General features: G+C 66.8%; 17 protein-coding genes. 5 read left to right on the forward strand and 12 right to left on the reverse strand.

The genetic code is table 11. From position 1 onward, the window contains the following. The first annotated feature begins 107 nt into the window (after positions 1-107). Complete coding sequence (locus ACYVI5_RS18010) at positions 108-2345, forward strand: adenylyl cyclase (protein WP_460581458.1); 2238 nt, start codon at positions 108-110, stop codon at positions 2343-2345. Positions 2346-2465: 120 nt separating this feature from the next. On the opposite strand, the gene ACYVI5_RS18015 is transcribed toward ACYVI5_RS18010, so the two are convergent. After that, positions 2466-3146, reverse strand: a complete 681-nt coding sequence (locus ACYVI5_RS18015; RefSeq protein ID WP_460537370.1) for a TetR/AcrR family transcriptional regulator — start codon at positions 3144-3146, stop codon at positions 2466-2468. 127 nt (positions 3147-3273) lie between these two features. Between ACYVI5_RS18015 and ACYVI5_RS18020 the strand changes: the two genes are divergently transcribed. Next, positions 3274-3558: a hypothetical protein gene (locus ACYVI5_RS18020; RefSeq protein WP_460581459.1), complete on the forward strand. Its 285-nt coding sequence runs from the start codon at positions 3274-3276 to the stop codon at positions 3556-3558. An 84-nt stretch (positions 3559-3642) separates the two neighbouring features. Here the strand turns inward: ACYVI5_RS18020 and ACYVI5_RS18025 are convergent, their stop codons facing one another. The 5 genes from ACYVI5_RS18025 to ACYVI5_RS18045 form a co-directional block, all read right to left on the reverse strand. Further along, positions 3643-4620 (reverse strand): zinc-binding dehydrogenase, encoded by a 978-nt coding sequence (locus ACYVI5_RS18025; RefSeq protein ID WP_460581460.1) that lies wholly within the window; start codon positions 4618-4620, stop codon positions 3643-3645. A gap of 153 nt (positions 4621-4773) precedes the next feature. Then, positions 4774-5967, reverse strand: a complete 1194-nt coding sequence (locus ACYVI5_RS18030) for a Gfo/Idh/MocA family protein (RefSeq protein WP_460581461.1) — start codon at positions 5965-5967, stop codon at positions 4774-4776. A 58-nt stretch (positions 5968-6025) separates the two neighbouring features. Continuing rightward, the gene (locus ACYVI5_RS18035; RefSeq protein ID WP_460537364.1) at positions 6026-7384 is read right to left on the reverse strand and encodes an ABC transporter substrate-binding protein; all 1359 of its coding nucleotides are present in this window, start codon (positions 7382-7384) and stop codon (positions 6026-6028) included. Further along, positions 7381-8211, reverse strand: a complete 831-nt coding sequence (locus tag ACYVI5_RS18040; protein ID WP_460581462.1) for a carbohydrate ABC transporter permease — start codon at positions 8209-8211, stop codon at positions 7381-7383. Before ACYVI5_RS18040 ends, ACYVI5_RS18035 begins: the two co-directional genes overlap by 4 nt. A gap of 12 nt (positions 8212-8223) precedes the next feature. Next, positions 8224-9207, reverse strand: a complete 984-nt coding sequence (locus ACYVI5_RS18045) for a carbohydrate ABC transporter permease (protein WP_460581463.1) — start codon at positions 9205-9207, stop codon at positions 8224-8226. Positions 9208-9321: 114 nt separating this feature from the next. Between ACYVI5_RS18045 and ACYVI5_RS18050 the strand changes: the two genes are divergently transcribed. After that, complete coding sequence (locus tag ACYVI5_RS18050; RefSeq protein WP_460581464.1) at positions 9322-10302, forward strand: LacI family DNA-binding transcriptional regulator; 981 nt, start codon at positions 9322-9324, stop codon at positions 10300-10302. A 317-nt stretch (positions 10303-10619) separates the two neighbouring features. Here ACYVI5_RS18050 and ACYVI5_RS18055 read toward each other — a convergent pair whose 3' ends face one another. Together ACYVI5_RS18055 and ACYVI5_RS18060 are read right to left on the reverse strand one after the other, a co-directional pair. Next, the gene (locus tag ACYVI5_RS18055) at positions 10620-11606 is read right to left on the reverse strand and encodes an NAD(P)/FAD-dependent oxidoreductase (protein WP_460581465.1); all 987 of its coding nucleotides are present in this window, start codon (positions 11604-11606) and stop codon (positions 10620-10622) included. 34 nt (positions 11607-11640) lie between these two features. Next, positions 11641-12459: an oxidoreductase gene (locus ACYVI5_RS18060; RefSeq protein WP_460581466.1), complete on the reverse strand. Its 819-nt coding sequence runs from the start codon at positions 12457-12459 to the stop codon at positions 11641-11643. 138 nt (positions 12460-12597) lie between these two features. Between ACYVI5_RS18060 and ACYVI5_RS18065 the strand changes: the two genes are divergently transcribed. Continuing rightward, positions 12598-13221 carry a TetR/AcrR family transcriptional regulator gene (locus ACYVI5_RS18065; RefSeq protein ID WP_460581467.1) on the forward strand — a complete coding sequence of 208 codons (624 nt, stop codon included), beginning with the start codon at positions 12598-12600 and terminating at the stop codon, positions 13219-13221. Positions 13222-13274: 53 nt separating this feature from the next. Here ACYVI5_RS18065 and ACYVI5_RS18070 read toward each other — a convergent pair whose 3' ends face one another. The 4 genes from ACYVI5_RS18070 to ACYVI5_RS18085 all read right to left on the reverse strand — a co-directional run bounded on the left by ACYVI5_RS18070 (position 13275) and on the right by ACYVI5_RS18085 (position 16148). Beyond that, on the reverse strand, positions 13275-14552 hold the full coding sequence (locus tag ACYVI5_RS18070) for a threonine/serine exporter family protein (protein WP_460581468.1): 1278 nt from the start codon (positions 14550-14552) through the stop codon (positions 13275-13277). Between the two features lie 100 nt (positions 14553-14652). Further along, on the reverse strand, positions 14653-14952 hold the full coding sequence (locus ACYVI5_RS18075) for a helix-turn-helix transcriptional regulator (RefSeq protein WP_460581469.1): 300 nt from the start codon (positions 14950-14952) through the stop codon (positions 14653-14655). 88 nt (positions 14953-15040) lie between these two features. Beyond that, on the reverse strand, positions 15041-15574 hold the full coding sequence (locus ACYVI5_RS18080; RefSeq protein ID WP_460581470.1) for a DinB family protein: 534 nt from the start codon (positions 15572-15574) through the stop codon (positions 15041-15043). Positions 15575-15605: 31 nt separating this feature from the next. Next, positions 15606-16148, reverse strand: coding sequence for a YbhB/YbcL family Raf kinase inhibitor-like protein (locus tag ACYVI5_RS18085; protein WP_460581471.1), 543 nt, complete (start codon positions 16146-16148; stop codon positions 15606-15608). A 264-nt stretch (positions 16149-16412) separates the two neighbouring features. Here ACYVI5_RS18085 and ACYVI5_RS18090 point away from each other — a divergent pair, with 264 nt between their 5' ends. Continuing rightward, a complete protein-coding gene (locus tag ACYVI5_RS18090; protein ID WP_460581472.1) occupies positions 16413-17081 on the forward strand; it encodes a VOC family protein in 669 nt (222 codons plus the stop codon).

Below are 17081 nucleotides of genomic sequence, written 5' to 3' on the forward strand. Positions count from 1 at the left end.
ACTTTCCAGTCAGTAAGTGACGAGTCCACCAGGGACATGCTCCACCCGTTTTCAGGCACCGCCGCCTGAGATCCGCGTGCAGGCGGCTCGGCAAGAAGGAGAACCAGATGAGTCGTTCCGCACCCTCCCGTCGCATCTTGGCGGGAGCGACCGTTCTCGCCTCGTCGGCACTCGCGCTCAGCGGGCTCGGCCTGCTGGGCGCCGTGCCGGCATCCGCCGCGACTCCCGCCGATGGCTCCACGGCGGGCTGCCAGCCCGACCCCTCCTACCGCGCACCGGCCGCGCCGGACTTCGGACCGAACGTGGTCATCCTCGATCCCGGCATGAGCAACGACGCGATCAACGCGAAGCTCGCGGCCGTGTCGAACGAGCAGGAGTTCTCGTCGAACCGGTACCAGGTGTACTTCCTGCCAGGCACGTACGGATGCGGCACCAACACCAACAACTCCGGCCCCGATCAGGCGACGAACATCATCAACGCCAACGTGGGCTTCTACGAGTCGGTCGCGGGTCTCGGCGGTTCGCCCGACGACGTCACGATCAACGGGGCCCTGCACGTCGAGCCCGTCCAGCCGAATCCGACGGCGCCCTGGGAGGGACAGAGCCCCGGCTCGCTCGACAACTTCTGGCGAAGCTTGAGCAACGTCAAGATCAATCCGATCCAGGAGCCCCTCGGCGAGGATGCCACACGCCAGTACCCGGAAGGCATCACCGACCCGCACACCATGCGCTGGTCGGTGTCGCAGGCCGCCCCTCTGCGGCGCGTCGACATCGCCGGCAACCTGACCCTGATGGGCCGCTTCGGCGCCTACGCGAGCGGCGGGTTCCTCGCCGACTCGAACGTCGACGGGCTCGTGACGAACGGCTCACAGCAGCAGTGGTACACCGAGAACAGCTCGTTCGGATCCTGGTCGAACGGGGTGTGGAACCAGGTGTTCTCCGGCGTGACCGGCGCCCCGAGCGACACCGCGTATCCGAACCCGCCGTACACCACGCTGGGCTCCACACCGGAGAGCCGGCAGGCCCCGTTCCTCTACGTGGGCCAGGGCCAGTACCGGGTGTTCGTGCCGAAGGCGCAGAAGAACGCGTCGGGTGTGTCCTGGTCGACGGATGCCTCGGCCGGCACGTCCCTGCCGATGAGCGCGTTCTACATCGCACACCCGGGTGACTCCGCGGCACGCATCAACGCGCAACTGGCATCCGGTAAGAACCTCATCGTCACGCCCGGCGTCTACAACCTTGATGAGGCGCTGCGGGTGCGGCGAGCGGACACGGTCATCCTCGGGCAGGGCGAGGCGACGCTGACGCCCACGCACGGCAACGCCGCCATCGAGATCGGCGACGTGAAGGGCGTCAAGGTGTCGGGACTCACCATCGACGCCGGCGCCGAGACCAGCAAGGTGCTTGTGCAGGTCGGTCCGGACGGTGCCCGGGTAAGCGACCCGAGCGATCCGACAACGTTGAGCGATGTGTTCGTGCGCATCGGCGGGGCCCAGCCAGGCAGCGTGGACACCGCGATCGTCGTGAACAGCAGCAACGTGCTGCTCGACGACATCTGGTCGTGGCGCGCGGACCACGGGACGGGCGTGGGCTGGACGCTGAACACCGGCCAGCACGGCCTTGTCGTCAACGGCGACCACGTGGAGGCGAACGGGCTGTTCGTAGAGCACTACCAGCAGGCGCAGACGGTGTGGAACGGAAACGACGGCACCACGGTCTTCTACCAGAGCGAGCTGCCCTACGATCCGCCCACCCAATCCGCGTGGATGGACGGCACCCGCGACGGCTACGCCTCATACCAGGTCGCCGACACGGTGACGAGCCACCACGCATATGGGCTCGGCATCTACTCGTTCTTCGACCCGACCCGCGAGGCCGGCGGCGTCGATCAGAACGTGTTCGCCCAGTCCGCCATCCAGGCACCGGTGAACCCGAACGTGGCGTTCCACCACGTGGTCACGCAATTCCTGAACGGCGGCGGCGGCATCGTGCACGGCATCAACGGCACCGGCGACACCGTGTCGGCGACCGCACCAACCGGACACACCGCCTACATCGTGGACTACCCGTCGGCGGGCACACCCGTGACAACGGTCACCTTCGCCACGCCTGGCGCTCAGCCCAACGGTGCGGGCTTCTACAAGGGCGGGTCCGTCACGTTGGTGATCGGCACGACCGGTGACACGTCCGCGGTGCTCACCGCGAACATCGACGGCCGCGCTCCCGTCACGGTGACCGGGCCGATCAAGCTCGGCGAGGGGTCGCACACAGTCTCGGTCACCGCGACGGATGCCGCGGGCGACGTCGAGGCGGTCGGCACCTGGCGCGGGCGCGTGGTCGGCTAGCGGGCACGTCGACACTATGGATGCCACACCGAGACTTGGGCGAACGGCCGTAGTCTCGGCGGCGCATCCATAGTGTCGGCGGCGCATCCGTAGTGTCGGCGACGCCTGGCGTCGGCCGGCTCAGTCGCCCCTGGCCTCCAGCAGCGCGGCACGAGCGCGGGCATCCGGTGCAGGAGTACCGGATGCCAGCCTGTCGACGATCTCGTTCATCACCATCTCGACGGTGGCCCGCATGTCCACAGCATCCGGATCGAGCAGCCACTGCACCTGCAGCCCGTCCATCACCGCGATCAGCGAGTTGGCCGCACGCAGCAGTTCGTCGTCGGTCACGTCGTGCGCCGCGAACTCGCGCAGAACGCGCATCAGCTTCTCGCGCAGCGCGGCGATCCTGCCGCGGAAGTACTCCTGTGCAGGATGCCCCTCGGTGACCGACTCCGCGGACAGCACGGCATACGCCTGTACGACGCCGCGGCGCTCGGTGTTGGCCTCGACGGTGTCGAGGATGTGGCCGACGAACGCCGGCCCGTCTACCTGCGCGCGGGCGGCGATCCCGTCGACTTCGTCTCCGTCGCGGTACTGCAGCACCGCCACCAGCAGTCGCTCCTTGCTGCCGAAGTGGTGCAGCACGCCGGCGTGCGTCATTCCTGCGCGTTCCGCCACCTCGGTCAGCGCGGCCTTGTTGTAGCCGCGTTCGCCGAACACGCTCATCGCGGCCTCGAGCACGGCCTCGCGACGTGCCGCCGTCCCCGCTCGTGCCTTCGACTTGCCGCGCGACTCGTCGCGCATCGTGGATGCGGTCACCTGGGCTCCTCGGTCATGTCGCCGATCTGCGGCTGTTTGCCGACTATGAGTATTCTCGGATGCCATAACTTACTGACGTGTAAGTAAGCTACCGCACAGGCTACACAGGAGAACGGAAGGGCGAACCATGAACTGGGCATCCGTCGTTGCCATGGAAGCAACGTACGACCTCGGCAACACGCAATGGAACCTCACGCTCCTCAGCGAGCGCGGCACGCCCGTGCTCTTCTTCGTCGACTTCGACCATCCGGATGCGCTCAGTCCCGAGGCCCTCGGCTGGGACGCCGCGCTCCTGGCGCCGCTCGACCTCGACTTCACGCCTGACGGGAGCTGGCGCGCCCAGCCCGACGGCCGATGGACGGCCGCCGTGCAGGCACGACGCGCCAGAGAACTCCAACTCGCCGCGGGCTGAAGCGCACCCCGGCCACACAAGCGCGCACCCTCGGCAAGACAAAAGCGCACCCTCGGCGACACAAACGGCGCACTCTCGGCGGTGTCAGGGCCGCAGCAGCACCTTGCCGACCCGGCCGGCGCGCGTGCTCGCGGCCACGGCGGCACGCACGTCGTCGAGAGCGTGCACGCTGTCCACGGGCAGGGTCAGCCGCCCGTCGCCGATCAGCCCGAACAGCTCGGCGAACAGCGCGCGCTTGGTCTCCGCCGGCATCGCGGCCGATACCTTGCTGCCCCAGAACCCCTTGATCACCGCCTGCTTGAAGATGACCGCGCCCGACGACAGCTCCATGCGGTCGGAGGCCATCGCCCCGAACGACACCAGCGTTCCGCTTTGGCCGAGCAGGTCGAGTAGATCGCCCGATGCCGTGCCGCCTACGGAATCCACCGCGGCGACGATCGGTTGATCGCCGGCGAGCTGTCGCACCCGGTCGCGCCACGTCGGGTCGTCGGCGGCGACGGCATCCGAGATTCCGGCATCCGCGAGCGCGGCGACCTCCGCGTGCCTTCGCACGACGCCGATCACGCGGATGCCCCGGCTCGCCCCGATCTGCGCGACGAGCCGCCCGACCGCGCCGTTTCCCGCGTTCTGCAGGATGACGTCTCCCTCCCGCACGCCGAGGAAGTCCACCAGCGAGATGGCGCTGAACGGCATCGCGACGAGCTGCGCCGCGACCTCATCGGGGATGCCGTCCGGCACCGGAACCAGCGCTCCCGCCTTCGCGATCACGTACTCCGACCATGCCCCGAACGCTCCGCCGGTGGCGACGCGCTGCCCGAGTTCGAACCCCTCGACCTCGTCACCGAGCGCGTCGACGATCCCCACGGCCTCCGTGCCCGCGCGGGCCGGCAGCTCGGGCTTGTAGCCGTAGGTACCACGGATGGTCCACAGGTCGTGATTGTGGATCGGCGAGAGCAGCACCCGAAGGCGCACCTCGCGCGGCCCGGGCTGCGGAACCGCGACATCCTCGACCCCCAGCACGTGCGCGGGGTCGCCGAACTCGTGATGGACGATTGCACGCATGGGCTGCTCCTCTTTGTCGATGACCGACGCCTGCGGCGTCCTCCCTCCAAATTGTGGACGCCCATTGCCGTTGTCGCGCGGCATAACGGCAACGGGCGTCCACTATTCCGTAAGACAGCAGGCGCTACCGAGCAGGAGGAGAGGCGCCGCCGATCAGGCGGGCGCGTCGCCGAAGTCGGGGATGGGCAGCCGCGCTCCGCCCTTCAGGGCGGACTCGTGCGCCACGATCCCGGGCAGCGTGTAGCGAGCAGCGACCCACGCGTTCACCGGCGGAAGCGTGCCGTCCACCACGGCCCGCACGAAGTCGTCGGCGAGAAAATGGTGGCTGCCCTCGTGGCCGCTCGGCAGACCGTGGAACTCCTCGGGCAGCCGCGACGGGTCGTGCACCTCGGCGTAGCCGGAGACGAACGACTCCCGCAGCTCGGGCGCGACATCGGCGAGCTCCGGGTCATCCAGAGACATGGATGCCTCGGTGTCGAGCTGCTTGCTGACGTCGAACACCTCGTACTTGTCCTGCCAGAGCGACACCGTCGCCAACTGCTCGAAGCTGGCCTCGGTGCCGAAGTAGCGGAACCGGGACTCGCGGATCTGCGACGGATACCCCACCCGGCGCATCTCGTTGGTGCGCATCACGGCGCCGTTGTCCAGCTCGAACAGCGCGCTCGCGTTCGAGAAGTCGTTGTCGAACTGGCTCACCTCCTTGTCGAACACGCCGTCGCCCCGGTCGTCGACGATGCCGATGCAGCTCACGCTCACCGCATGGCCCGGGATCGCCCCGAGCACCCCGCCGATCGCGTGCGTCGGATAGAGCATGGGCGGGTAACTGGCCGTCGACTTCCAGCCCTCGCCCCCGCTGTACTGGTAGGCGGCGTAGAAGCCGAGGTCCATGTCGTGCACGTAGTCGCCCTCGGCGTAGATGATGCGCCCGAACGCGCCCTCCGCCACCTTCTTGCGCGCGAACACCGTGGCCGGGTTGTAGTAGCTGGTCTCGCCCATCATGTAGGTGAGGCCCGTCTGCTTCACCGTGTCGATGATCGCCGCGATCTCCTCGGCCGAGATGGCCATCGGCACCGCGGAGTACACGTGCTTTCCGGCCTTCAGCGCGGCGACCACGAGCGGCCCGTGCGTCCACCGCTGAGTGAAGATGGCCACGGCATCCACATCGCTGGCCAGCATGGCATCGAAGTCTTCGACCGTTCCGTCGAGGTGCTCGCGTTCCACGAGCTCCGAAGCGCGCCCGGGCAGGATGTCCGTCACCAGCACCCGGTCGACATCCGGATGCGCCTTGAACAGCTTGGCGAAAGAAGGGGCGAACTGGCCGGCACCGACCATTCCGATGGAGATCATTGTCACCTTTCGTTGCTTTATTGCGTGGGTTCTCAACGCACGACGGAGCCGCAGTGCGTCACTTCTTGCTGGCGTACGAGATGCGGTAGTCGAAGATCTCGGAGGCCGCGGCGAGCGAGCTCGCGACCGGTTCCTGCCCGAGGAAGGCCGGCCCGAGGGTGGTCGTCACATTGGTCAGGGCTTCCTGCATGCCCGTGGCCACCGGGAAGTTGACCGTCTTGCCGTGCGCGGCATCCAGGAACCAGGACATGTCCAGGCCCTTCTTCTTCCAGTAGGCGAGGAACAGCGGGTCGAGCTCCTTGATCGCCGACCACACGTATCCGCCCTCGGCCATGATGCGCTGCGACTCGGGACCGCCAAGCCACTGCACGAGCTGCCATGCCTCCTTCGGATGCGGCGTGTTGCTCACGATCGCGTCGATCAGGCCGTTGAAGACGCTGATGCGTCCCTTCGGGCCAGATGGCATCGGCATCACGCCGATCTTGAAGCCGGAGAGCTGGCTCACGGTGAGAGTATTCCAGTCGCCGGTCATCCATAGGGCCATCTGGCCGGAGGCGAACAGCGTCTCCACGTTCGTCGAGTCCCCGTTCGGCCCGGTCTGCGCCGCCGGCACGATGACGTGCGCGGCGCTGAGCATGTCGGTGATGAAGCTGAACATCTCACGGTTCTGCGGGCTGTTCATCGTCGACGAGGTGGCGTACGGCTTAGGCAGCATCGAGCCGCCGTTCATCGCCATGTAGTTGCCGAACGAGTCCTGGTAGCTGTTCGTCGCGGCGGTGGCGTACATGGCGATGTTCCCCGGATCGAATCCCGCGTCGAGCGCGCTGCGACCGTTCTTGTCCAGGGTGATCCGCTTCAAGAAGTGCAGGAAGCTCCCGCCGTCCGTCGGATTCCACTCGAGGTCTGTCGGCGGCTTCGCGTAACCGCACTTGGCGAGGTGGGTCGCGTTGTAGAAGAAGCAGATGGTGTCCCAGTCCTTCGGCAGGCCCCAGAGATGGTCGCCGTCGGTGTGCAGGTCGACCAGTGCCGGGTAGTACCGGCTCATGTCGATGCCGGCCTGCTTCACCTTCGGAGCGACATCCGTGAGCACACCACCCCGTCCCCAATCGGCCAGCCACGGCGTGTTCACCCAGAACACGTCGGGCGCGTTGCCCGAGATGTACTGCTCGGTGATCTTCTGCTGGTAGTTGCCGTACGGCACCTGCTGGATCGTGACGCGGATGTTGGGATTCCGCTTCATGAACTCGGCGACCGATTTCGTGAGGCCGATCTGCTGGTTCGCATCCCACAGCGCGTACGTGAGATCGACCGTCTTACCGCCGTCGCCCCTGAATCCCCAGCCGGCTGCCGAGCATCCGCTCAACGCAAGGGTTCCCGCCGCAGCCCCGGCGAGCTGGAGGAACTGCCGCCGCTTCATCGGCTCGCTCCCGACAGGTTCACCGAGTTGACGATGTGCTTCTGGAAGATGGCAAACAGGATCACCATCGGGATGAGCGCCACCAGCGAGCCCGCGAGCACCAGGTTCCATTGCTGCGCATAGTTCGAGTTGAAGTTCGCGATCCCGACGCTGAGCACCTGCAGGTCGTTCGAGTCGGTGGCGATCAGGGGCCAGAGGAAGTTGTTCCAGCCGAAGATGACCGCGATGATCGCGGCCGTCAGGATGACCGGCTTCGCCAGCGGAACGATAATGCGACGCAGGATGCCCAGCTCCGAGAGCCCGTCGAGGCGTCCGGCTTCGACCACCTCGCCCGGGATCGTCTGCAGATACTGCCGCATGAGGAAGACCGTGTACGGGGTGCCGAACACGTACGGCAGGAACAGCGCCCAGTACGTGTTCACGAGTCCCGCGCCCGACATCATGATGTAGAGCGGGATCATCGTCACCACGTTCGGCACCATGAGCATGGCGAGGAAGCCCCAGAAGATCGCCTCACGGCCGGGGAACTTGATACGCGCGAAGGCGTACGCGCCCAGCAGCGAGAAGCCAACCTGGCCGATGGTGAGGATGACCGTCACGACGACCGTGTTCGCGAGGTACGTAGCGAAGTGGTACTGGGTGAAGATCGTGACGAAGTTGTCCCAGGTGAAGTGCGAGGGCAGCTGCCAGGCCCGATCCGACTGGATCTCCGACAGCGGTTTGAACGCGGCGAAGATCGAGAAGATGTACGGGGTCAGGAAGACCGCGGCGATGAGGAGCAGCACGACAACGTAGAGCGTCTTGCGCAGTCCGGCATTGAATGTCATGGTCGGAACTCCTCACATCATTTCGTAGACGGTCTTCTTCTGGAAGTAGTTGAACTGCACCAGAGTGACGACCAGGATGATCAGGAAGAGGATGACCGAGAGCGCGGATGCCGTGCCGAACCGGAATCCCTCGAACCCGTTCTGATAGATGAGGATGTTCATCACCGTGGTGGACGTGCCAGGGCCTCCGTTGGTCATCACGTAGACCGTGTCGAAGACCTGGAACGATCCGATGACGCCCGTCACCACGACGAAGAGCATGGTTGGCCGCAGCAGAGGCAGCGTGACGAACCAGAAGCGTTTCCACGGCGACGCGCCGTCGATGGATGCCGCCTCGTAGACGTGCTGCGGAATCGCGGCGAGCCCGGCGAGGAAGAACAGCATGTTGTAGCCCACGTACTGCCAGATGTTGGCGAACGCCACGACCGGCATCGCCCAGCCGGGTGAGTTGAGCCAGTTCGGCCCGGTGATGCCGATAAGGTGCAGCAGCGTGTTGACCACACCGGTGCTGGGGGCGAAGATCCACTGCCAGACCACGCCCATCGCTACCGGCATCGCGAGATAGGGGAGCACGCACAGCACGCGGATGACCGCGGTGAACCTGCCCCTCCGGTTCATCAGCATCGCCATGCCGAGGGCGAGCACCGTCTGCGCGGGGATGTTCAGCAGCACGTACCAGAACGTGACGACGAGAGCGTGCCACGCACCCTCGTACTTGAACGCGTCGATGTAGTTGCTGAAGCCCGCGAACGCCGGTGCATTCAGCATGTTCCACTTCATGAACGACAGCACGAACACGAAGATCACGGGGATCAGCAGGAAGACCACCACCCCGAACAGGCTGGGGGCGAGTAGTCCGTATGCCGCGAGATACCGCTTGCGCTCTGGCGCGCGGTTCCTCACGTTCTTCGCGGGCGCGGGCCGCGCCTTCACCGGGACGTCTTGCGCCACCCCGGTCATGATGAGGTCTCCATCGACAACTCCTTCGTCTTCCATGGACCACCCGGTTGACCGCATTGGTTGAACGTTCGATCATGGGGCGTGGTGCCATCGTGACAGACGCGCCGAGTCTCTGTCAACGAATGCACCAAGATCGTGGGAGGAGGCGAGATGACCGGAACGGGACGCGTGACCATCGACGACGTCGCACGCACGGCAGGCGTCTCCCGGCAGACCGTGTCGAACGTCGTGCACGGCACCGGCCGGGTCGGCGCCGCGACGGCGGAGCGCGTGCGTGACGTGGTGGACCGGCTCGGCTACGTGGTGCATCCCGGCGCGCGCAGCCTGCGATCACTGCGCACCGGTCAGCTCGCATTCCCGCTCGACGAGTACATCGAGGGCAAGGACGATGTGTTCAACCTCGACTTCGGACGCGAGCTCACCTTCGCCGCCGGCAAGCGCGGCTACCACGTGCTGCTCATGGTGCCCAGCCTCGACGCGATGCGCGATCTGATCCGCTCAGCCCGCGTCGACGGCTTCGTGTTCTCGAACCTGAAGAGTGACGACCCGCGCGTTGCGCTGGTGACCGAGTACGGCACGCCGTTCGCGTGCATGGGCCGCACCGAACCGAGCCAGCGCCAGCCCTGGGTCGACATCGACAACGCGGCGGGCATCCGGCTCGCCATCGAACACGTCGCTTCGCGCGGCCACCGCCGAATCGTCTACTTCGGGTATGAGCCGATGAACTACTGGGACAAGGAGCGGGCGGATGCCTACCACTCCACGATGAAGGCGCTCGGCCTTCCGCCACAGTCCGTTCTCACCGACGGCGATCCGTCGAGCGTGGCGAGAGCCGCCGCGATCTCGGGCGACGCGACAGCCGTCGTGTGCAGCGGCGACCAGCTCGCCGAGCAGATCTACGAGGCCGCCGCGGAACGCGACATGGCCATCGGCCGCGATCTGGCGGTCACGGGCTTCGGCCACGACGTGATCGGGCGCAACCTGGTGCCGTCATTGACCACCGTTCGCACGCCCATCCGTTCGATCGTCGAACTCGTGATGCAGCGCTTCGTGCGCGAAGTGGCGGGCGAACCGGATGCGCCCGGCGAGCTCATCGTGCCGGAACTGGTCGTAGGCGCCAGCACGGGATGAACCGCGATCAGCACCGTCGGTCGCCGCCCACCAGGCGAGAAGCGCCATCCGCTCGTGCAAGCCGTGTCCTAGCCTGAAGCCATGCTGCTCCGCATCGCCGGACGGGCCACGGAGACCTGGCATCGGCTCGCCCCTCTTGTGCGTGATTCACTCGGCGCCCCGTTGCTCCTCGTTCTCTCACTGCTGCCTCTCGGCGTTCCTGCGCTGCAGCTGGGTGACGCCGGACGTGGACCTACAGCTCCGGCGATGCCGAGCCGAGATGTCGAAGCTTCACGATCATCCTCTGGCCCCTTTTAGGCCTACCTCGGCGATGCTCCTTAGAGCGCCGCGTCGGCGTCCGCGGAGGCCAGCATGCTGTTGATGTTCGCGGCGGCCGCTGCCCCTGCCGCTGCGGAGGAACCGACCTGGGCGGCCGGGTCGGCGGCGTTGCCCGCCACCCACACACCCGGCACCTCGGTAATCCCGGCCGTGCCGGAGGCGAAACCGCGTCCCGTGTTGTTCGGCAGGTCCTGCATCGGCAGGCGCAGTCCTTCTAGACCTCTGCTGCGGGCTTGCATGTGCGTGCCGACGGCGAGGACACGGCGGGCCACGACCTGGCCGTCGGCCAGGCGGACCCCGGCGAGGGCACCGTCCTCGTCGTCGACGATCTCGGTGATCGGGGTGTCGATGATGCGGATGTCGCGGGCGGTGAAGCGGGCGCGGCTGTCCTCGTCGAGGTCGGCGCCGTTGGTGAAGTAGGTCAGGTCCTCGGTCAGCTGACGGAACAGGAACGCTTGGCCGATGGAAGCCGGGCCTGTGGCGATGATGCCGATGGGCTCATCGCGCACCTCCCAGCCGTGGCAGTACGGGCAGTGCACCACACTGTGGCCCCAGTGCTCGGCGAGCCCTGGAATCTCTGGCAGCACATCGGTGAGGCCGGTGGCCACCAGGATGCGGCGAGCGGTGATGCGGCGGCCGTCGGCCAGGGTGACGATGAACCGCAGGTCCCCGTCGGCCGACGGGGAAGCAGCCTCGGCCGCGACGACCTCGCCGTGGATCACTCGTCCGTCGTACTGGCGCACCTGTTCCCGGCCTCGTCGGAGCACCTCGAACGGCGGGGTGCCGTCGAGGACGATGAAGCCGTGCACAGCCTCCGCGGGCGCATTCCGTGGGGAGCCGCTGTCGATCACGACGACCGACCGGCGGGACCGGGCGAGGATCAGCGCACCGCCGAGGCCCGCAGCGCCTCCGCCGATCACCACCACGTCGACGATCCCCTCGGCCAGTGAGTCGCTTGCGTACGAAAGAGTCGTGCTTACAGCCATGGTCTCCTGCCTTTCCTTTTCAGCCCTGGTTCAGTCAGTTCTTCGGCAGCCGGTTGAGCTTGCGGATCTGTTTGTCGAAGGCGCTCGAGGGCACGAACCGGCGCAGCAGGCTGACACGGCCTGCCAATGAGCCAGCGGTGTACCGCTGTTTGGGTCGGGAATCGGTGGCGGCCGCGACGATCACCTTCGCGACAACGTCCGGGGCATCGGCAGTGCGTATGGCGGAGGACAGCACGTCTCGGGAGATCTCCCGCTGTGCGGCGTAGGCGGGCAGCGGCGAGTCGGGTGCCAGACTGCTCGCCTCGAAACTCGTGCTCGTGTAGCCCGGCTCGATCAGCAGCATCCGCACGCCGTGCTCGCGAAGCTCGTGATCGACGGACTCGGCGTAGCCCTCAACGGCATGCTTGGTGGCGGCGTACACGGCCATGAAGGGCGCTGGAATCCGGCCGAGCACCGATGCGACGTTGACCACGCGGCCACTGCCTTGGGCGCGCATGTGGGGCAGCACGGCGTTCGTCATTCGCATCAGACCGAAGACGTTGATGTCGAACACTTCCCTGGTCTGGTCGATCGAGCTCTCCTCACCGGCGCCGACGGCCCCCACGCCCGCGTTGTTGACCAGGACGTCGATCCGACCGAACCGTTCGATCACCTCCTCAACCAGGGAGTGGACCGACACGTCGCTGGCCACGTCGAGATCGAGGAACGTCACGCCGGCAAGCGGTGCGGCAGTCGCCGCGTTGCGGCTCGTACCGACCACCGTGAAGCCGGCCTCCGTGAGGGCGAGCGCCGTCGCCCGCCCGATCCCGGAGGAGGCTCCGGTCACAACGGCCACTGAGGAAGCTGTCTGCATGTTGATTCCTTCGCTTGTGGGCATGACTTCGTCTGCGTTGCGCGCGGTGCGCAGGCTGATTGTGTACTGAACAGTCAGGAATCTATAGAGTTCTGTACTGAGTTGTCAAGAACTGCGTCTTGGAGCTAGCTTTTGCGTATGGGGAGACCACGAAGCTTCGACCGTGACCACGTTTTGCATGCCGCCGAGCGGCAGTTCCGCACCACGGGCTACAACGGCACGAGCGTCGACGACATCAGCGCTGCCACGGGCCTGGGCCGCGGCAGCCTCTACGCCGCATTCGACGACAAGCACGGCGTGCTGTTGCAGACGATGGCCGGATACTTTGCCCGCCTGGGCGAGCTCGCGCCGAAGGCGCTCGCCGGACCGGATGACGGCGCCTTGGAGCGACTGCACGGTTACTTGCTTCGCGCGGTTCGCGGGGTGCCACTCGCCGATGACGTGCCGCCCGCCCCTGACCGGGCTGCTGCGGCCTGCTTCGCCGCCAAGATGGCCCTGGAGATCGGCGCCTCCGACGCCGAGGTTCAACGCCTCGCCAGCGAATGCTTCTCCGTGGTCGTCACCGCTGTGGCCGAGTGTGTGCGCGCGGCGCAGCGCAACGGTGACATCGACCCGAACGCCGATCCTGACGATCTTGCCTACCTTCTGCTGACCGTCATCCGCGGGATCGACGTCGTGGGCGCCTCCGGCCAGAGTCCCGCCCGCCTGACCTCGATTGCAGACAGCGCGTTCGCGTTGTTGCCTCGCGGGCACCACCGCTGAAAGGGCTCGGCCGGCCTCGTTGCGGGCAGAGCGGTCGCTCCGATGGGGCCCGTTCAGAGCTTCCGGCGTCGTGACGCGATCGACAGCAGTGGCCCGCGCACCCGCCGGGTGCCGCGCGACATGTTCCGCCAGGATGCCTGTGTCACGTACTGTCCGGCGATGGCGCCTGCAGCGAGTGCTGCAGCGACAGCGGCCGCGACGAGCGCAGCGAGCACGCCGGCGACCGATCCGGATGCCAGCTGCATCAGCGCGTTGAACAGTACGAGGCCGGGAAGGAGTGGAACGAGACCGGTGATCACGAGCGCGAGCACGGGTGTGCGGCTCAGGTGCGCGAGGATCGAGGCGAGCATCCCGACGGCAAGTGCCGCGATAGCGGATGACCACACCGGCCCGAACGCGTTCGCCGCGCAGACGAGGTAGAGCGCCTCCGCCACCGCGCCGAGCAGGCAGACAGCCCAGAGCGCGCGCCACGGCACCTGAGTCGCGAGCGCGAAGCCGATCACGATGACGATGGCGGCCGCGACCGTGATCGCGGGCGGCCCGCCGGTCTGCGTGCCGCTCGACATCACATCCAGAGACAGTCCGAGGCCCGAGAACACGAGGGATGCGCCGATCACCCCGGCCGCGATGCCGATCGTGATGACGAGCGCCTCGGTGAGCCGCGCGAGCCCGGTGAGGTAGAAGCCGGAGAGGATGTCTTGCACGCCGCCGAAGATCGCGGTGCCTGCCAGCAGCACGATGATCGTGGCGACGACAACCAGACGTGCCGACTCCTGCGGTTGTACGAGGTGCACGACGACGGCCGCGACCGGTCCGACGACCCCGCCGACAACACTCTGGAAGAAGACCGGAGCGCGGCGCCGAGCCATGAGCGACGTGATGCTCTCCAGCACGAACGCCGCGACGAACGCCACTGCCGCCACGAGGAGGTCGCCGCCGACGAGGAGTGCCGCGCCGCCTCCGATCAGGCTCCACCCGATGCGCAGCACGAGACGGGATGCCTGCGGCTTGTGCGACGCGATTCGCGCCAGGTGACGCCGTGCCTTGTCGAGTTCGAACTTCCCGTCGACAATCTCCTCGAACAGGGTGGACGCCGCGGCCAACCGGGCGAAGTCCATCCCGCGGGCCGGGATCGTGTGGCGTCGCGACACCGACTCGTACGTGCCCGGGTTCGTCCAGGTCAGGCTCAGCACGGTGTGCGTGACATCCGAGTCGACGTTCCGCACCCCGTACGCGCCGGCGATCGCGGTCATGGCGGCGGTCGCATCCGCTGCTCCTGCGCCCGAGGAGAACAACACTTCGGCCAGCCGGATCGCGAGGTCCAGCACCATCCGGATTCGTCCTGGTGCGTCCACCGCTCGACCCTCAGTCATCGATGCCAACGCTACTCATCGTCGAGCAGCGGTTCGATGATGCGGCGGGACGACGAACTCAGGCGGCCGTGTCGATCGGCGTGATGCCGGACACGTCCACGCCCCGCGCACGCCACAGATCATGGTTGGTCTGGAGCGTCAGCCAGAAACGAGGCGTCGAGCCGAGCGCCTTAGCCAGGCGCGCAGCCATCTCCGGGGTGAGACGGCTCGTGCCGTTCAGCACCCGGATCATGGTTGAGGGAGCAACGCCGAGACGGTCTGCCAACTGCCTACCGCTCATGCCAAGGGGCTCAAGATATGTCTCGGTGATGAACTCGCCGGGGTGAGGCGGGTTGAACATCTGCTTGGTCTCGTTCATCAGTGGTAGTCCTCATAATCCAGCACGTACGCGTCCCCGTCGTGGAACTCGAACGTGACCCTCGAACCGACTCTTTCGTGGTGCGGAGCTACGCGTGGCCGAGGTGATCTGCGAACGGGTCGGTGAGCAGCTCGAGGTGTCCCTCGTGGCACGCAGTCTCCTCGAGCATGTGCACCAGTGCCCAGCGCAGCGTGACGGGACCCCTTCCGAAGGAGGGGTGGGATGCTCTCGTGTCGAGATCGGGGATCGACGCCACCACGGCACGGCTCCGGTCGCACGCAGCCTGATACAACGCCGTGAGCTGCTCGACGGTGTCTTCGACAGCGGATTCGAAGTCCCAGTCCGGCTGGCTGGTGAAGGGAGCGGATGCCCACGGTTCGGGAAGTTCTCCCGCCCCGATCCGCACGGTGAACCAGTGATCCTCCATGTGCGCGAGGTGCTTGACGACTCCGCCGGGTGTGAGCCTCGTGGCGGGCAAGCTCGCCGCTCCCGACTCCCTGTCGGATAACGCCGAGAACCTGGCGATGACGCGTCGGCGGTAGAGGTCGAGGAACTGTGTGAGCGTGGTGCGTTCGTCTGCGTCGAGGTCGGGATAGATCGGTACCTGTTCAGGGTCACCCATGGCCCGAACAGTAGAGCACTGAGGTCGCCACTCAGCTCCTTTTGTAGAGCCCGTCGATGCGCCCGCGAGCCAGCACCTTGGCGTTGCTCACGACTAGCCCGGTGAGGGCATCCGGCGAAAGCGCGTCGGCGTTCGCTCCGAGGTCGAGCGGTGCTTCCAGCGCGAACAACTCGAAGACGTAGCGATGCGGCCCGTGTGACTTCGGCGGGGCGGGCCCGAGGTAGCCGATGCCTTCAGCCGAGCGAACGAACTGCACTCCGCGCCCAACGTGCGGCGCGCTGAGCGCACCTCGCTCGAGCGAGCGCAGCGAAGCATCCAGAAGCGCGAGACAGTGCAGATACGGGATGCGACTGGGCGCGTCCGGATCCTCGATGACCAGCAGGAACTGGGCAACGCTCGCGGCAGCGGTCCATGCCAGTGCTGGTGAAAGGTTCTCGCCGCCGGCGCGCACGGCGGCATGCGTCAACGGGATGAAGCCGTTGTCGCCGAAGTCCGCGCTTCGGAGCTCGATGGTGCCGGGTGCGGCGAGAGACGAAGCGTCCCAGAGGAGCCCGGTTCGTGAGTTCGAGATCATGACGGCGAGGATAGGCACCCAACCTCGATGCGCACACAGCCATCGGCTGCGGCGATATGTTCTCTGCCCGACCGACGCGGGAGGCGTGTCTCAGTTCCTGCGGCTTCCGTGCTGATCGCGGGCAGGTTGTGCGACACGGCCAGGAGTCGTGTCTCGGAAACTGCGCCACGCGTTCCCCGAACCCGCGCCTTCTGAGACATGCGCGACCCCGAAGAGGCTCCGCGACTCCTTGACGCGCCCGGCTTGCAGCCGTACGTTCACCCCATGGTCGAGCCCATCACCTCGAAGCAGTTCCATGAAGCCCAAGGCGTCGAAGACTGGCGCGTGCTCTCCGACGGCGCGGCCGCGTTCTTCGCGACCGGATCGTTCGCGAAGGGTCTCGAGTTCGTCGACAGGATCGGCGCCCTCGCGGACGCCGCGAATCATCATCCCGATATCGACCTGCGCTATCCAGCGGTGCTCGTCAAGCTCATGACCCACGAGGTGATGCCGAACGGATGGCTGAGCGAACGCGACGCGGCCCTCGCCGCACAGATCTCGGAGGTCGCACGCGAGCTCGGGATCCCCACGGATCCGACCAAGGTGCAGACGCTTCAGATCGCGATCGATGCCCTCGACATCCCGAAGGTGCAGGCGTTCTGGGCCGCGGTGCTCGGCAGGTCAGCCACCGAGGAGGACCTGTTCGACGAGAACGGCTTCGCCCCGAACTTCTGGTTCCAGCAGATGGATGCCGCCCGCCCGCAGCGCAATCGCATCCACATCGATCTCTACGTGCCGGCCGATCAAGCGGATGCCCGTGTCGCCGCAGCGCTCGCGGCCGGCGGAACCGTGGTGCGCGACAACGGCCCGCAGTGGTGGACCCTTGCCGACCCGGAAGGCAACGAGGTCGACGTCGCGCCGTGGCCCGACACCTGGTCCGGGTGGGGCGGCTGA

Source organism: Humibacter ginsengisoli (genome assembly GCF_054780095.1).

Excerpts from the sequence above, each read along its gene's own strand:
- ACYVI5_RS18025 (WP_460581460.1), bottom strand. The coding sequence starts at position 4,620 with ATGCGTGCAATCGTCCATCACGAGTTCGGCGACCCCGCGCACGTGCTG.
- ACYVI5_RS18080 (WP_460581470.1), bottom strand. The coding sequence starts at position 15,574 with ATGGGTGACCCTGAACAGGTACCGATCTATCCCGACCTCGACGCAGAC.
- ACYVI5_RS18065 (WP_460581467.1), top strand. The coding sequence starts at position 12,598 with ATGGGGAGACCACGAAGCTTCGACCGTGACCACGTTTTGCATGCCGCC.
- ACYVI5_RS18040 (WP_460581462.1), bottom strand. The coding sequence starts at position 8,211 with ATGACATTCAATGCCGGACTGCGCAAGACGCTCTACGTTGTCGTGCTG.
- ACYVI5_RS18090 (WP_460581472.1), top strand. The coding sequence starts at position 16,413 with ATGGTCGAGCCCATCACCTCGAAGCAGTTCCATGAAGCCCAAGGCGTC.
- ACYVI5_RS18030 (WP_460581461.1), bottom strand. The coding sequence starts at position 5,967 with ATGATCTCCATCGGAATGGTCGGTGCCGGCCAGTTCGCCCCTTCTTTC.
- ACYVI5_RS18085 (WP_460581471.1), bottom strand. The coding sequence starts at position 16,148 with ATGATCTCGAACTCACGAACCGGGCTCCTCTGGGACGCTTCGTCTCTC.
- ACYVI5_RS18060 (WP_460581466.1), bottom strand. The coding sequence starts at position 12,459 with ATGCAGACAGCTTCCTCAGTGGCCGTTGTGACCGGAGCCTCCTCCGGG.
- ACYVI5_RS18070 (WP_460581468.1), bottom strand. The coding sequence starts at position 14,552 with ATGGTGCTGGACCTCGCGATCCGGCTGGCCGAAGTGTTGTTCTCCTCG.
- ACYVI5_RS18045 (WP_460581463.1), bottom strand. The coding sequence starts at position 9,207 with ATGGAAGACGAAGGAGTTGTCGATGGAGACCTCATCATGACCGGGGTG.
- ACYVI5_RS18020 (WP_460581459.1), top strand. The coding sequence starts at position 3,274 with ATGAACTGGGCATCCGTCGTTGCCATGGAAGCAACGTACGACCTCGGC.
- ACYVI5_RS18050 (WP_460581464.1), top strand. The coding sequence starts at position 9,322 with ATGACCGGAACGGGACGCGTGACCATCGACGACGTCGCACGCACGGCA.
- ACYVI5_RS18010 (WP_460581458.1), top strand. The coding sequence starts at position 108 with ATGAGTCGTTCCGCACCCTCCCGTCGCATCTTGGCGGGAGCGACCGTT.
- ACYVI5_RS18075 (WP_460581469.1), bottom strand. The coding sequence starts at position 14,952 with ATGAACGAGACCAAGCAGATGTTCAACCCGCCTCACCCCGGCGAGTTC.
- ACYVI5_RS18055 (WP_460581465.1), bottom strand. The coding sequence starts at position 11,606 with ATGGCTGTAAGCACGACTCTTTCGTACGCAAGCGACTCACTGGCCGAG.
- ACYVI5_RS18035 (WP_460537364.1), bottom strand. The coding sequence starts at position 7,384 with ATGAAGCGGCGGCAGTTCCTCCAGCTCGCCGGGGCTGCGGCGGGAACC.